This window comes from Frigoribacterium sp. NPDC087798 (genome assembly GCF_044742985.1).
Lineage (GTDB): Bacteria > Actinomycetota > Actinomycetes > Actinomycetales > Microbacteriaceae > Frigoribacterium.
Genome location: NZ_JBIUVP010000006.1, coordinates 31,810 through 44,784, shown reverse-complemented (window position 1 = coordinate 44,784; position 12,975 = coordinate 31,810). Strand labels below are relative to the sequence as shown.

Annotated in this window: 15 protein-coding genes; 12 read left to right on the top strand and 3 right to left on the bottom strand. The window is 70.4% G+C overall.

Annotated features, from left to right (window positions below):
- Positions 1-5 precede the first annotated feature (5 nt).
- Positions 6-1,517: a 2-oxo acid dehydrogenase subunit E2 gene (locus tag ACIOSR_RS14025; protein ID WP_402752927.1), complete on the top strand. Its 1,512-nt coding sequence runs from the start codon at positions 6-8 to the stop codon at positions 1,515-1,517.
- Between the two features lie 149 nt (positions 1,518-1,666).
- The gene (locus ACIOSR_RS14020) at positions 1,667-2,398 is read left to right on the top strand and encodes a GntR family transcriptional regulator (protein ID WP_285063834.1); all 732 of its coding nucleotides are present in this window, start codon (positions 1,667-1,669) and stop codon (positions 2,396-2,398) included.
- A 23-nt stretch (positions 2,399-2,421) separates the two neighbouring features.
- Here ACIOSR_RS14020 and ACIOSR_RS14015 read toward each other — a convergent pair whose 3' ends face one another.
- On the bottom strand, positions 2,422-2,880 hold the full coding sequence (locus ACIOSR_RS14015; protein ID WP_402752926.1) for a PTS glucose transporter subunit IIA: 459 nt from the start codon (positions 2,878-2,880) through the stop codon (positions 2,422-2,424).
- The gene (locus tag ACIOSR_RS14010) at positions 2,877-3,110 is read right to left on the bottom strand and encodes a glucose PTS transporter subunit EIIB (protein WP_054145886.1); all 234 of its coding nucleotides are present in this window, start codon (positions 3,108-3,110) and stop codon (positions 2,877-2,879) included. The genes ACIOSR_RS14015 and ACIOSR_RS14010 overlap by 4 nt, the downstream gene beginning before the upstream one ends.
- A 217-nt stretch (positions 3,111-3,327) precedes the next feature.
- Here ACIOSR_RS14010 and ACIOSR_RS14005 point away from each other — a divergent pair, with 217 nt between their 5' ends.
- From ACIOSR_RS14005 to ACIOSR_RS13960, 10 genes are all read left to right on the top strand, one after another.
- Positions 3,328-4,587, top strand: a complete 1,260-nt coding sequence (locus ACIOSR_RS14005; protein WP_056049777.1) for a PTS transporter subunit EIIC — start codon at positions 3,328-3,330, stop codon at positions 4,585-4,587.
- A gap of 159 nt (positions 4,588-4,746) precedes the next feature.
- Positions 4,747-5,748 (top strand): metal ABC transporter solute-binding protein, Zn/Mn family, encoded by a 1,002-nt coding sequence (locus ACIOSR_RS14000; RefSeq protein WP_402752925.1) that lies wholly within the window; start codon positions 4,747-4,749, stop codon positions 5,746-5,748.
- Positions 5,745-6,626 (top strand): metal ABC transporter ATP-binding protein, encoded by an 882-nt coding sequence (locus ACIOSR_RS13995; protein WP_402752924.1) that lies wholly within the window; start codon positions 5,745-5,747, stop codon positions 6,624-6,626. The genes ACIOSR_RS14000 and ACIOSR_RS13995 overlap by 4 nt, the downstream gene beginning before the upstream one ends.
- Complete coding sequence (locus tag ACIOSR_RS13990) at positions 6,623-7,513, top strand: metal ABC transporter permease (protein WP_056049779.1); 891 nt, start codon at positions 6,623-6,625, stop codon at positions 7,511-7,513. Before ACIOSR_RS13995 ends, ACIOSR_RS13990 begins: the two co-directional genes overlap by 4 nt.
- A 101-nt stretch (positions 7,514-7,614) precedes the next feature.
- Positions 7,615-8,028 carry a Fur family transcriptional regulator gene (locus tag ACIOSR_RS13985; protein WP_054145907.1) on the top strand — a complete coding sequence of 138 codons (414 nt, stop codon included), beginning with the start codon at positions 7,615-7,617 and terminating at the stop codon, positions 8,026-8,028.
- Between the two features lie 307 nt (positions 8,029-8,335).
- Complete coding sequence (rpmB, locus tag ACIOSR_RS13980) at positions 8,336-8,572, top strand: 50S ribosomal protein L28 (protein ID WP_043595945.1); 237 nt, start codon at positions 8,336-8,338, stop codon at positions 8,570-8,572.
- On the top strand, positions 8,572-8,739 hold the full coding sequence (rpmG, locus tag ACIOSR_RS13975; protein ID WP_043595944.1) for a 50S ribosomal protein L33: 168 nt from the start codon (positions 8,572-8,574) through the stop codon (positions 8,737-8,739). The genes rpmB and rpmG overlap by 1 nt, the downstream gene beginning before the upstream one ends.
- Before the next feature lie 2 nt (positions 8,740-8,741).
- Positions 8,742-9,047: a 30S ribosomal protein S14 gene (gene rpsN / locus ACIOSR_RS13970; RefSeq protein WP_043595941.1), complete on the top strand. Its 306-nt coding sequence runs from the start codon at positions 8,742-8,744 to the stop codon at positions 9,045-9,047.
- A gap of 105 nt (positions 9,048-9,152) precedes the next feature.
- Positions 9,153-9,440: an HU family DNA-binding protein gene (locus ACIOSR_RS13965; RefSeq protein ID WP_043595940.1), complete on the top strand. Its 288-nt coding sequence runs from the start codon at positions 9,153-9,155 to the stop codon at positions 9,438-9,440.
- A gap of 201 nt (positions 9,441-9,641) precedes the next feature.
- Positions 9,642-11,627, top strand: a complete 1,986-nt coding sequence (locus ACIOSR_RS13960) for a cytochrome c oxidase assembly protein (RefSeq protein ID WP_173154520.1) — start codon at positions 9,642-9,644, stop codon at positions 11,625-11,627.
- 128 nt (positions 11,628-11,755) lie between these two features.
- Here ACIOSR_RS13960 and ACIOSR_RS13955 read toward each other — a convergent pair whose 3' ends face one another.
- Positions 11,756-12,790 carry an LLM class flavin-dependent oxidoreductase gene (locus tag ACIOSR_RS13955; protein ID WP_056049785.1) on the bottom strand — a complete coding sequence of 345 codons (1,035 nt, stop codon included), beginning with the start codon at positions 12,788-12,790 and terminating at the stop codon, positions 11,756-11,758.
- Positions 12,791-12,975: the final 185 nt, after the last annotated feature.

Genomic DNA, 12,975 nt, shown 5'->3' with positions numbered 1-12,975 from the left:
ACGACATGACCAGCGAATTCACCCTGCCCGACGTCGGCGAGGGCCTGACCGAGGCCGAGATCGTCGAATGGAAGGTCGCCCCCGGCGACAACGTCGAGATCAACCAGGTGCTCGTCGAGATCGAGACCGCGAAGTCGCTCGTCGAGCTGCCGTCGCCCTACGCCGGCGTGGTCGAGAGCATCCTCGTCGAACCGGGCACCACGGTCGACGTCGGCACCCCGATCATCCGGGTCGGCGACTCGACGGCGCCCGCGACCGCGTCGGGTCGGGCCGCCGAGTCCGAGTCCCTCGAGTCGGGCGGACTCGCCCGCACGGCGCAGGTCGTGTCGCAGAACGAACAAGCACTCTCCGCGCAGCGCGCCCGCCAGGCCGAGCCCGCGGCGTCCGCCACCCCGGTGCAGAGCTCCTCCCCCGCCGCCCCGGCCCGCTCGGCCGACGCGGTCAGCGCCGACGGCGACACCGGCTCGGTCGCGCACGCCCCCGAGGCCCCGGCCGACTCCGGTTCGGGTGCCGTGCTCGTGGGCTACGGCGCCGCGGGCGGTCACGGCTCGACCCGCCGCCGTCGCCCGTCGCAGACCGAGGTCGACGCCCGGCAGCTGCGCGTCGCCGAGCAGGCCCGGCGGCGCCCCACCACGTCGGTGCCCGCCGCGCAGGCCCTGCCGATCATCGCGAAGCCGCCCATCCGCAAGCTCGCCAAAGACCTCGAGGTCGACCTCGCCGTCGTCCAGCCGACCGGCCTGGCCGGAGAGGTCACCCGCGACGACGTCATCCGTCACGCCCAGCAGGCCAGCGTCTTCCGCAACATCGAGACGCCCGAGTGGGGCGAGGAACGCGTCGAGCGCATCCCCGTCAAGGGCGTCCGCAAGGCCATCGCCGCGGCCATGACGTCGTCGGCGTTCACCGCCCCGCACGTCAGCCTGTTCGTCGACGTCGACGCCACCCGCACGATGGAGTTCGTCAAGCGGTTGAAGGCGTCGCCGCAGTTCGCCGGCGTCAAGGTGTCGCCGTTGCTGATCATGGCCAAGGCGATCATCTGGGCCGTGCGACGCAACCCGATGGTCAACTCGGCCTGGACCGACCGCGAGATCCTCGTCCGGCACTTCGTCAACCTCGGCATCGCCGCGGCCACCCCGCGTGGCCTCATCGTGCCGAACGTCAAGGAGGCCCAGTCGATGAGCCTGCTCGAGCTGGCCCAGGCCCTCGAACAGCTGACGCTGACCGCCCGAGACGGCAAGACGACGCCGGCCGACATGCGGGACGGCACGATCACGATCACCAACATCGGCGTCTTCGGCATGGACACCGGCACGCCGATCCTCAACCCGGGCGAGGTCGCGATCGTGGCCCTCGGCACGATCAAACCCAAGGCCTGGGTGGTCGACGGCGAGGTCCGCTCGCGCATGGTGACGACGATCGGGGCGAGCTTCGACCACCGCGTGGTCGACGGCGACGTCGCCAGCCGGTTCGTGGCCGACGTGGCGAGCGTCCTCGAAGAGCCCGCGCTCCTGCTCGACTGAGCCCGCGCCTCCTCGTCCGTTCCTGGGAACCCCGCGGGCAGCCGGGCCCCGACCTGGCTGGCGACGGTCGGCGTGCAGTAACGTCGAGGGCAGGACGACCGGTCATGACCAGATGGGACCACCCTCGGGCGCGACGGACGAGGGGGCCCATGACCGACCGCATCACCGACGGAGCCGTGCCGAAGCACGAGCAGTTGCGCTCCATCGTGCAGCGGCTCGCGGCCGGTCAGCAGCCCGGCTCGGCGATCGCCAGCGAGCGCCAGCTCATGCTCGAGTACGGCGTCAGCCGGATCACGGTCCGCGAGGCCGTGGGGCAGCTCGTGAACGAGGGCTGGCTGACCCGCGTGCGGGGCAAGGGCACCTTCGTGGCCCACCGCGTGGTCCAGTCGACGCTGCACCTCGCCTCGTTCACCGACGAGATGACGAAGCTCGGCCACGTGCCGAGCACGATCGTGCTGGTCAAGGCCGAGACGGCTCCCCCGCCCGAGACGGCCGCGGCCCTCGGACTCGAGGACGGCGCCTCGGCGTTCCACGTCAAGCGCCTGCGCCTGGCCGACGGCGTGCCGGTCAGCATCGACGACGGCTGGTACCCCGCGGACCGGCTGCCCGGGCTGCTCGACCACGACCTGAGCCGTTCGCTCTACCGGACCCTCGACGGCGACTACGCGACGCCGATCACCCGCGCGACCCAGACGGTCAGCGCCGAGGGGGCCGACGCCGACGTCGCCACGCTGCTCGGCACGAGCGAGGGCGCCCCGGTGATGTACTTCGACCGGATCTCGTTCGCCGGCGACGTCCCGCTCGAACACGCCAAGAGCTGGTACCGCTCCGACCGCTACCGCCTGCAGATGCAGGTCGAGTCGGGCACGACGCCCGACTGACTCCTGGCCGCGCCGTGTCGGCCTCAGAGGTCGAAGAGGGGCTCCCCCGAGGCGACGGTCGTGCCGACGGCCTGCTGCGGGACGCTGTCCGGGGCGCTGTCGAGCACGACGACCGGGATGACGGCCGAGTAGCCCGCCTCGGCCACGACGGCCGGGTCGAAGCGGACGACGACGTCGCCCGCCGCGACGGTCGCCCCCTCGGCCACGACGAGCTCGAAGCCCTCGCCGCCGAGCTTGACCGTGTCGATGCCGACGTGCACGAGCAGGCCGGTGCCCGACCCGCCCACGACGACGAACGCGTGCGGGTGCAGCTTGACGATCTCGCCGGCGACCGGCGAGACGACGGAGACCACACCCCCTCCAGGAGGCGCGCTCGGCTCGACCGCGACGCCCGCGCCCACGAGCTGCCCGGCGAAGACGGCGTCGGGCACCTCGGCGAGCGCCGCCACCCGGCCGGCGACGGGCGAGAGGACCGTGGTCACGGCAGCAGGTCGTTGATGTCTTCGGCGAGCGAGTCGGCGATCGTGCCGACGATCACCTGGACGCTGCCCCCCGCGTGGACGACGGCGGTGGCTCCCGCGGCCTTGAGGGCGGCGTCGTCGACGAGCGAGATGTCCCGCACGTCGGTGCGGAGGCGCGTGATGCAGCCCTCGATCTCCTCGATGTTGTCGGCGCCGCCGAGTCCGTCGATCATGGCCTGTGCTTTCGACATGAGCTGTTCTCCTCCGTGGGTCGGTCGCTCGCGGCGACGAGGGTGTCGTCCTAGTTGACACCACGCGTCGGTCTGAGGAAACTACCACTCACTGGTCATGACCGGACAGGACCGGAGGCTCCGCGCTCGACGCGACCCGCGCCTCCGGAACCGCCCCACCCGCACGACACCCGACCCGCCCCGCACCACGGCTGCTCACCGACGAGAGGACCACCTGATGACGACGACGACCGAGTCGGCCCCGACCAAGAAGAGGGGCTCGGCCGCCTTCGCGGTGCTGCAGCGCCTCGGGCGCAGCCTCATGCTGCCGATCGCGGTGCTCCCGGCGGCGGGCATCCTGCTGCGACTCGGGCAGGCCGACCTGCTCGGCGCGATCCCCGGCTTCGAGACGGGTGCCTCGGTGATCGGCGCCGCCGGGCAGGCGGTCTTCACCTGGCTGCCGCTGATCTTCGCGGTCGGCATCGCGATCGGCTGGGCGAAGAAGTCGGACGGTTCGACGGCCCTCGCCGCGGTCGTCGGCTACATGGTGATCGACGGCGTCTTCAAGGCCATGTCGCCGGTCGTGCTCGCGGGCCGTGAGACCCCGACGGGCGACCCCGAGGTCATCAACTACGGCGTGCTGGCCGGCATCGTGATGGGCATCCTCTCGGCGATGATCTGGCAGCGCTTCTACCGCACGAAGCTGCCCGACTTCCTCGGGTTCTTCTCGGGCCGTCGCATGGTGCCGATCCTCACCGCCGTCACGGGCCTGGTCGTCGGCGTCGTCATGTCGTTCATCTACCCCCTGTTCAACAACGCCCTCACCGGCATCGGCCAGGCGGTCGCGTCGAATGACGTGGTCGGCAGCGGCATCTACGGCGTCGCCAACCGCCTGCTGATCCCCACCGGCCTGCACCACATCCTCAACTCGGTCGTGTGGTTCCTGGTCGGCGACTACACCAACGCCAGCGGCGAGATCGTCCGGGGCGACCTGAACCGCTTCTTCGCCGGCGACCCGAGCGCCGGCGTGTTCATGACCGGGTTCTTCCCGATCTTCATGTTCGCCCTGCCCGCCGCGGCCCTGGCGATCTGGCGTCACGCCCGCCCCGAGAAGAAGAAGCTGATCGGCGGCATCATGCTGTCGACCGCGCTGACGGCGTTCATCACGGGCATCACCGAGCCGCTCGAGTTCTCGTTCATGTTCGTCGCCTGGCCGCTGTACGTGATCCACGCGGTGCTGACCGGCACGTCGATGATGCTGGTCAACGCACTCGACATCCACACCGGGTTCACCTTCTCGGCGGGGTTGATCGACTACGTGCTGAACTTCAACATCTCGCAGAACTCGATCTGGCTCATCCCGATCGGGCTCGGCTACGCGGTCGTCTACTACGTCCTCTTCAGCTTCGTCATCAAGAAGTGGAACCTCAAGACGCCCGGGCGCGAGGACGACGACGCCGCCGGCGCCGAGTCCGTCGAGGCCGCCACGAAGGCCTAGGCGCGCTGCGACACCCCCTGTCCGGCATCACACCCTCGGAACAGGGGGTGTCGTGCCGAGCAGGGGGTGTCGCGCTGTCTCGCGACGCGGGAGGCGCGCTCGGCCGACCCGCGCCTCCTCGTTTTGACAATCATTATCAGTAGCAATAGCGTGGCGACCATGAAGATGCGCTCGCTGCCGACCCTGCTCGTCCTGCCCGCCGCCGCGGCCCTCGTGCTGAGCGGTTGCGCCACGGGCGCCTCGGGCTCGACCGACTCCGGCGACGGAGGCGCGATCTCGGTGGTCACGTCGACCAACGTCTACGGCGACATCGCGAAGACCGTCGGAGGCGACCTGGTCGACGTCACCAGCATCATCAGCGACCCCTCGCAGGACCCGCACTCGTACGAGGCCGACGCCCGCACGCAGCTGGCCGTCTCCAAGGCCGACGTGGTCGTCGAGAACGGCGGCGGCTACGACTCGTTCGTCGACACGATGGTCGACGCGAGCGGAACCGACGCCACCGTGATCACCGCCGTCGACGTCTCGGGGCTCGACCCCGAGGCCGGGCACGACGACCACGCCGACGAGGCCACCGACGCCGCGAGCGACGACGCCACCGCAGAGGCCGACGAGCACGACGACCACGACCACGCCGCGTTCAACGAGCACGTGTTCTACAGCCTGCCGAGCATGGCGAAGCTCGCCACGGCCCTGGCCGACGAGTTCGGCCGGGTCGACACGGCGAACGCCGACACCTTCACCGCGAACGCCGAGGCCTTCGGCACGAAGATCGCCGACCTGGAGGCGCAGGCCGCCTCGATCAAGACGGCCCACGACGGCGACCCGGTCGCCTACACCGAACCCGTGCCCGGCTACCTCTTCGACGCGATGGGCCTGGTCAACGTGACGCCCGAGGCCTTCTCCGAGGCGATCGAGGAGGGCGACGACGTGTCGCCCGCCGTGCTCAACGACACCCTGAAGCTCTTCACCGACGGGAAGGTCGACCTGCTCGCCTACAACGAGCAGACCTCGAGCCCCGAGACCGAGCAGGTCGAGAAGGCCGCGACCGACGCCGGCGTCGCCATCGTGCCGGTCACCGAGCTGCTGCCCGAGGGGGAAGACTACGTGGCATGGCAACAGAGCAACATCGACGCGATCTCGGCGGCCCTCGGCGAGTGACCGACCCGTCCGGCGCGACCTCCGTCGCCGCCGCCACCCGCGCCTCCTCGGCCGGTGGCGGCGGCGACGCCGTGCTGCGCCTCCGCGACGCCGGGGTCTCGTTCGGCGCCCGCACGCTCTGGTCGGGTCTCGACCTCGACGTGCGGCCGGGCGAGTTCATCGCGGTGCTCGGGCCGAACGGTGCGGGCAAGACGACGATGCTGCGCACGATCCTCGGGCAGCAGCACCTGACCGAGGGCAGCATCGAGTTCCTCGGCCGGCCGGTCGGGCGCGGCCACCGCCGCATCGGCTACGTGCCGCAGCAACGACTGATGGAGTCCGGCACCCCGCTGCGTGCCCGCGACATGATCGCGCTCGGCGTCACGGGCCACCGCTGGGGGCCGCGCCGCGAGACCCCGGCCGAACGGGCCCGCATCGACGCCCTGGTCGACGAGGTCGGCGCGACGTCGTTCGCGACCTCTCCGGTCGCGAGCCTCAGCGGCGGCGAGCAGCAGCGCACCCGGGTCGGGCAGGCGCTGGCCGCCGAACCGGCCCTGCTGCTCTGCGACGAGCCGCTCATCTCGCTCGACCTGCGCCACCAGCGCGAGGTCACCCGCCTGATCGACGAGCAGCGGCGGGCCCGCAACGCCGCGGTCGTGTTCGTCACGCACGACGTCAACCCCATCCTCGACGTCGTCGACCGGGTGCTCTACCTCGCCGGAGGCCGGTTCCGCATCGGAACACCCGACGAGGTGCTGCGCGCCGACGTGCTGAGCGACCTCTACGGCACCCCGGTCGACGTGATCCGCACCCTGGGGCGCATCGTGATCGTCGGCAGCCACGACGGGCACGACCACCACGTCGACGAACACCTCGACGACGAAGGGCTCGTCCGATGACCGACCTGTGGTCGCAGCTGTTCAGCTTCCAGGACTTCGGCGAGCTGCTCGTGCTGGTGCGCAACAGCGTCGTCGCGGGCGCCGTGCTCGGCCTGGTGGGCGGCCTGATCGGGCCCTTCGTGATCACGCGCAACATGCCCTTCGCGGTGCACGGCATCAGCGAGCTCTCGTTCGCCGGTGCCGCCGCCGCCCTGCTGCTCGGCGTGAACGTCGTCAGCGGCTCGCTCGTCGGCAGCCTGATCGCCGCCCTGCTGATCGGGCTGCTGGGCACCCGGGCGCGGGAGCGCAACTCGATCATCGCGGTGCTCATGCCGTTCGGCCTCGGCCTCGGCATCCTCTTCCTGGCGCTCTACCGAGGGCGGTCGGCCAACAAGTTCGGGCTGCTGACCGGCCAGATCGTGTCGGTCGACAACCCACAGCTCGGCTGGCTCGTCGCCATCTCGGCCGTGGTGATCGTCACGCTGATCGTCATCTGGCGTCCGCTGACCTTCGCCAGCGTCGACCCCGACGTCGCCGCGGCGGCCGGCGTCCCCGTGCGCACGCTCGGCATCGTCTTCATGCTCGTGCTGGGCCTGTCGGTCGCGGTGTCGGTCCAGATCATCGGGGCGCTGCTCGTGCTCTCGCTGCTCGTCACGCCCGCCGCGGCCGCGCTGAGGCTCACGGTCAACCCCCGGCTCGTGCCCGTGCTGAGCGTGACCTTCGCGGTCGTCTCGGTCGTCGGCGGCATCCTGCTCGCCCTGGGCGGCGGCCTGCCGATCAGCCCCTACGTCACCACGATCTCGTTCACGATCTGGCTCGTCTGCCGCTTGGTCGGCTGGCGTCGCACGGCCGCCGCCGTGAAGCCGCGCAGGGGCCCGCGGGTACCCTTGGCACCGACCGGCGTCTGAGGCAGACCGGGGTCCGACACACCTGGTCCCGGTGCACCGGGACCCGACGCACCGAGGTCCGACACACAGAGGTCCGACACACAGAGAGGCAGGACGCCGTGGTGGTCCGACGCAACACGTGGCAGCGCGAGGCCGTGCGAGAAGCACTCGGCACGAGCGAGGGGTTCGTCAGCGCGCAGGCGCTGCACGCCCACCTGCGCGAGACCGGCATCGGCCTGGCCACGGTCTACCGGGCCCTCGCCGACCTCGCCGCCGACGGCTCGGCCGACTCGCTGCAGCAAGAAGGCGAGAGCCTCTACCGCGCCTGCACCCCGGGCACGCACCACCACCACCTGATCTGCCGCAACTGCGGCACCACCGTCGAGATCGAGGCCGACGAGGTCGAGACCTGGGCCCAGCACGTCGCCGCGACGCACGGGTTCACCGAGGCGCAGCACGTGGTCGACGTGTTCGGCCTGTGCCCCGCGTGCACGGCCGAGGCCCGCGCGGCCGCCGACGCCTCCGCGATCCGCTGAGCCGCGCCTCCTCGATCAGCTGAGCCGCGCCTCCTCGTCCCGTCGGCGCGCGCCGAGGCGATCGCGTGGCCGCAGCCCCGGGTTCCGAGCGCCGAGCCCCGAGCCCCGACCCCGAGTCGGGGAGGCGCGGGTTGCGTGGGTCCGGGCGTGTCGCGTAAGCTCTCCCTTTGGTTGGGCGCTCTCTGCGCCCATGTGCACCGCCTCCCGGCTACACCGCCCGATCCCTCGATCGGGCAGGGGGACCGGCGCGCCGACAAGTGACCTTGGGTGAGGGCTCCGGCCCTCACGGTATCTACGGAGGAAAACCATGGCAGCAACCTGCCAGGTGACCGGAGCCGTTCCCGGCTTCGGACACAACATCTCGCACTCGCACCGACGCACCAAGCGTCGTTTCGACCCGAACATCCAGAAGAAGACGTACTACGTGCCGTCGCTTCGTCGTAACGTGACCCTTCAGCTCAGCGCCAAGGGCATCAAGGTCATCGACGCTCGTGGCATCGAGTCGGTCGTCAAGGACCTGCTCGCTCGTGGGGAGAAGATCTAATGGCTCGTCAGCAGGACGTCCGTCCCATCATCAAGCTCCGCTCGACGGCGGGCACCGGTTTCACGTACGTGACCAAGAAGAACCGTCGTAACAACCCCGACCGTCTCGTGCTGAAGAAGTACGACCCGGTGATTCGCAAGCACGTCGAATTCCGCGAGGAGCGCTAAAAATGGCCAAGAAGAGCATGATCGCCAAGAACAACCAGCGCGCCGAGATCGTGGCCCGCTACGCCGAGAAGCGTCTCGAGCTGAAGAAGGCCCTGATCGACCCGAACGGTTCCGACGAGAGCCGCGAGGCCGCTCGCCTCGGTCTGCAGAAGCTGCCGCGCAACGCGTCGCCGGTCCGCCTCCGCAACCGCGACTCGGTCGACGGCCGCCCCCGCGGTCACCTCAAGGCCTACGGCATCAGCCGCGTGCGTTTCCGCGACATGGCCCACCGTGGCGAGTTGCCGGGCATCACGAAGTCTTCCTGGTAGGTTTCAACCGGTTCCACAGGGCCCTCGGCTCTCTGGTCTCGACCGCACAGGCATGGTGAACGCCGTGTCTCGTCACACCGAATGAAGTCCGAGGAGGACATTTACATGGCTGACAAGTCACTGAACCGTACCGAGCTCGTCGCAGCTGTCGCATCCGAGTCCGGCCAGAGCCAGGCCGCCGTCAGCGGCGTCGTCGACGCGTTCTTCTCCGTCGTCTCGAAGTCGGTCGCCGACGGCACGAAGGTCACCATCCCCGGGTGGATCGCTTTCGAGAAGACGCACCGCGCCGCTCGTACCGGCCGCAACCCGCAGACGGGTGAGGCCCTCGAGATCGCCGCCAGCGACAGCGTCAAGGTCAGCGCCGGCAGCAAGCTCAAGGCTGCGGTCAAGTAGTCCTCGCTCTCACGAGCACCCGAGAAGGGGCGTGACGACCATCGGTCGTCACGCCCCTTCTCTCGTTCCCCCTCGTCTCGTCCCGCCCCGCCGACAGGCTCGGTCGTCCGTGCGCCGGTCGCCCGGACGGATCACTCGACGTCGAGCGACGCCCCCCACCCGCACCCGTTCACCAGGCGATCCGACTTACCCTGGTAGACGATGCCCAGACTCGCCCGCACCACGGCGCCCGCACTGCTCGTGCTGGTGGCGTTCGCGTCCCTCCTCGCCGCTCTGAAGTTCGGCGGGGCGGCCGACGCGCCCCTCGTCGTCGACCCCGGCGAGGTCGTCCGCTACGGGCTGCCCATGGCCAAGATGCTGGGCAACGTCGGCGCGGCCCTCACCATCGGCACGCTCTTCCTGACCTGCTTCGCACTCACCCGACGCGAAGCGGAGTACGACCGCGCCATGGACGTCGCCGCCGCCGCGGCAGGGTTCTGGGCCGTCGCCTCGGCGATCACCACCTTCTTCACCTTCCTCAGCGTCGCCAACGTGCCGGTCACCTTCGACGACCAGTTCGGGCGGACGCTCGCGTTCTTCCTGACGAACACCGAGCTCGGCATCGCCTGGCTGATCACGACGCTGATCGCGGCGACCGTCACGGTGCTCTGCTTCATCGTCCGCAACATCTGGTTGATCGTCGCCGTCACGGTGCTCGCCGCCGGCGGGCTCATCCCCATCGCCGAGCAGGGCCACGCGGCCGGTACGAGTGGCCACGACGCCGCCGTCACCGACCTCGCCCTGCACCTGGTCGGGGCGTCGGTCTGGCTGGGCGGCCTGCTCGCCATCGTGCTGCTGCGCGGGCACCTCTCGAGCGGGCGGCTGGCGATCGTGCTCGCGCGCTACTCGAGCGTGGCGATCGTCTGCTTCGTGGTCGTCGCGGTGTCGGGCATCGGCAGCGCCGCCATCCGCATCGGCGACTGGTCGGCCCTGACGTCGGGCTACGGCGTGCTCGTGCTGGTCAAGACGTTCGCCCTCGTCGCGCTGGGGTTGTTCGGCGTCGTGCAACGCCGCTGGCTCGTCGGCCGCCTCACGACCCACCCCAAGGCGACGACGAAGGCCTTCTGGTGGTTCGTCACCGCCGAGCTCGCGTTCATGGGGCTCGCCTCCGGCGTCGCCGCCGCACTCGCCCGGACGGCCACCCCGGTCGAGCAGGTCGCCGCGGCCGACCTGGCCGACCCGACCCCCGCGGTCATCCTCACCGAAGAGGCGCTGCCCCCCGAGTTGACGCCGTTGCGCTACCTCACCGAATGGAACGTCGACCTGCTCTGGGGGCTGCTCTGCGCCTTCGGCGTCTTCTTCTACCTGGCCGGCGTCGTGCGCCTGCACCGCCGTGGCGACCGCTGGCCGGTCGGCCGCACCGTGTCGTGGGTGGCGGGCCTGGCCGTGTTGTTCTACATCACGTGCGGCGCCCCGAACGTGTACGAGGAGTACCTCTTCAGCACCCACATGCTCGCGCACATGGCACTGGGAATGCTCGTGCCCGTGCTGCTCGTGCCGGGCGCGCCCGTGACGCTCGCGTTGCGCACCATCAAGAAGCGCAGCGACGGCACCCGCGGTGGCCGCGAGTGGATCATGATCCTCGTGCACTCCCGGTTCGCGACCTTCGTCAGCAACCCGATCATCTCGGCGGTGCTGTTCGCGGGCTCGCTGTGGGCGTTCTACTACACGCCGTTGTTCAGCTGGGCGACGACCACCCACATCGGCCACTACTGGATGATCGTGCACTTCCTGATCACCGGCTACCTCTTCGTGCAGTCGATGATCGGCATCGACCCCGTCAAGGGTCGACTGCCCTACCCCGCCCGACTCGTCGTGCTGCTCGGCACCATGGCGTTCCACGCGTTCTTCGGCCTGGGCATCATGAGCGCCACGGGGCTCTTCCTCGCCGACTGGTACGGCGCCATGGGGCGCACCTGGGGCCCGACGCCGATGCAGGACCAGTACGTCGCCGGCGGCATCGCCTGGAGCGTCGGCGAGATCCCCACGATCGTCATGGCCATCGCCGTCGCCATCATGTGGAGCCGCAGCGACGGCCGAGAGGCCGTCCGCAAGGACCGCCAGGCCGAGCGCGACGACGACGCCGAGCTCCGGGCGTACAACGAACAGCTCGAGGCGCTGTCCCACCAGCGCGAGCGCACCCGCTGACGCGAGCCGTGAAACAGCAACGCACCGTGTTTCGTGCAGGGCACCGCGACTAGTCGGGGTGCGGTGCACGAAACGCGGTGCGCTGGTCGGGGTCGTCGGGCACGAGCCCCGAGGAGGCGCGGGTCGCGTCAGGCGAGCATCTCGCGCACCAGCGGGACGACCTTCGTGCCGTACAGCTCGATGCTGCGCATCATGAGCTCGTGCGGCAGGCGGCCCATGCTGTACCGCATGTCGAAACGCGTCGCGCCGAGCAGGCGCATGTTCTGCGCGATCTTCGTGGCGACGGTCTCGGGCGAGCCCACGTAGAGCGCGCCGGTCGAGCTGGCGCTGGCCTCGTACTGCGCGCGGCTGTAGGGGGGCCAGCCGCGTTCGCGACCGAGCTGGTTCGTCTGCTCCTCTTGGTAGGGGAACAGCGCCTCCTTGGCTTCGGCATCGGTCTCGGCCACGAAACCGGGCGAGTGCATCGCGATCGGCTGCGAGTCGTGGCCGAACTCGCCGAGGGCGCGTCGGTAGAGGTCGGCGTACGGCGCGAACTGCGCCGGCTGGCCTCCGATGATCGCGAGGAAGAGCGGGAAGCCGTAGTGCGCGGCCCGGATGACCGACTGCGGCGATCCGCCGACGCCGACCCAGGTGCGGATGGAGCCGCCTTCGGTCTTGGGGTAGACCTCTTGCGCGTCGAGGCCGGCGCGGACGGTGCCCGACCAGGTCGTCGGGCCCTCCTTCAGCAGTTCGGCGAAGAGCTGGATCTTCTCCTCGAAGAGCACCTCGTAGTCCTGCAGGTCGAGGCCGAAGAGCGGGAACGACTCGGTGAACGAGCCGCGGCCCAGGATGACCTCGGCACGGCCGTTCGAGATCGCGTCGACCGTGGCGAAGCGCTGGAACACGCGCACGGGATCGTCCGAGCTGAGGACGGTGACGGCCGAGCCCAGGCGGATGGTCTTCGTGCGGGCGGCGATCGCGGCGAGAACGACCTCGGGGGCCGAGACGGCGAAGTCCTTGCGGTGGTGCTCGCCGACGCCGATGAAGTCGAGACCGACCTCGTCGGCCAGGACGGCCTGGTCGACCAGGTTGCGGATGGCCTGGGCGTGCGTGACGGGGCTGCCGTCGAGGCGGTCGGTGATGTCGCCGAAGGTGTCGAGGCCGAACTCGAGGGGGTGTGCCATGCGGGTGCTCTCCTGATTCATACGTTCGCATCATTCTAACCGATGGAGCGCGATCGCGGGAGGGGGCCCGGCGCACGTGGCCGTGGCCCACCCGGTGCGCGGGCGGCGGGTGCTCGTGCGCGGGATGCCCGGGCGCCGGGTGCCGGTGCGCGGGCGGCGGGTGCCGGTGCGCGGGCGGCGGGTGC

Coding starts and splice junctions, on each gene's coding strand:
- ACIOSR_RS14025 (WP_402752927.1), top strand. CDS start 6: ATGACCAGCGAATTCACCCTGCCCGACGTCGGCGAGGGCCTGACCGAG.
- ACIOSR_RS14020 (WP_285063834.1), top strand. CDS start 1,667: ATGACCGACCGCATCACCGACGGAGCCGTGCCGAAGCACGAGCAGTTG.
- ACIOSR_RS14010 (WP_054145886.1), bottom strand. CDS start 3,110: ATGTCGAAAGCACAGGCCATGATCGACGGACTCGGCGGCGCCGACAAC.
- ACIOSR_RS14005 (WP_056049777.1), top strand. CDS start 3,328: ATGACGACGACGACCGAGTCGGCCCCGACCAAGAAGAGGGGCTCGGCC.
- ACIOSR_RS14000 (WP_402752925.1), top strand. CDS start 4,747: ATGAAGATGCGCTCGCTGCCGACCCTGCTCGTCCTGCCCGCCGCCGCG.
- ACIOSR_RS13990 (WP_056049779.1), top strand. CDS start 6,623: ATGACCGACCTGTGGTCGCAGCTGTTCAGCTTCCAGGACTTCGGCGAG.
- rpmB (WP_043595945.1), top strand. CDS start 8,336: ATGGCAGCAACCTGCCAGGTGACCGGAGCCGTTCCCGGCTTCGGACAC.
- rpmG (WP_043595944.1), top strand. CDS start 8,572: ATGGCTCGTCAGCAGGACGTCCGTCCCATCATCAAGCTCCGCTCGACG.
- rpsN (WP_043595941.1), top strand. CDS start 8,742: ATGGCCAAGAAGAGCATGATCGCCAAGAACAACCAGCGCGCCGAGATC.
- ACIOSR_RS13965 (WP_043595940.1), top strand. CDS start 9,153: ATGGCTGACAAGTCACTGAACCGTACCGAGCTCGTCGCAGCTGTCGCA.
- ACIOSR_RS13960 (WP_173154520.1), top strand. CDS start 9,642: ATGCCCAGACTCGCCCGCACCACGGCGCCCGCACTGCTCGTGCTGGTG.
- ACIOSR_RS13955 (WP_056049785.1), bottom strand. CDS start 12,790: ATGGCACACCCCCTCGAGTTCGGCCTCGACACCTTCGGCGACATCACC.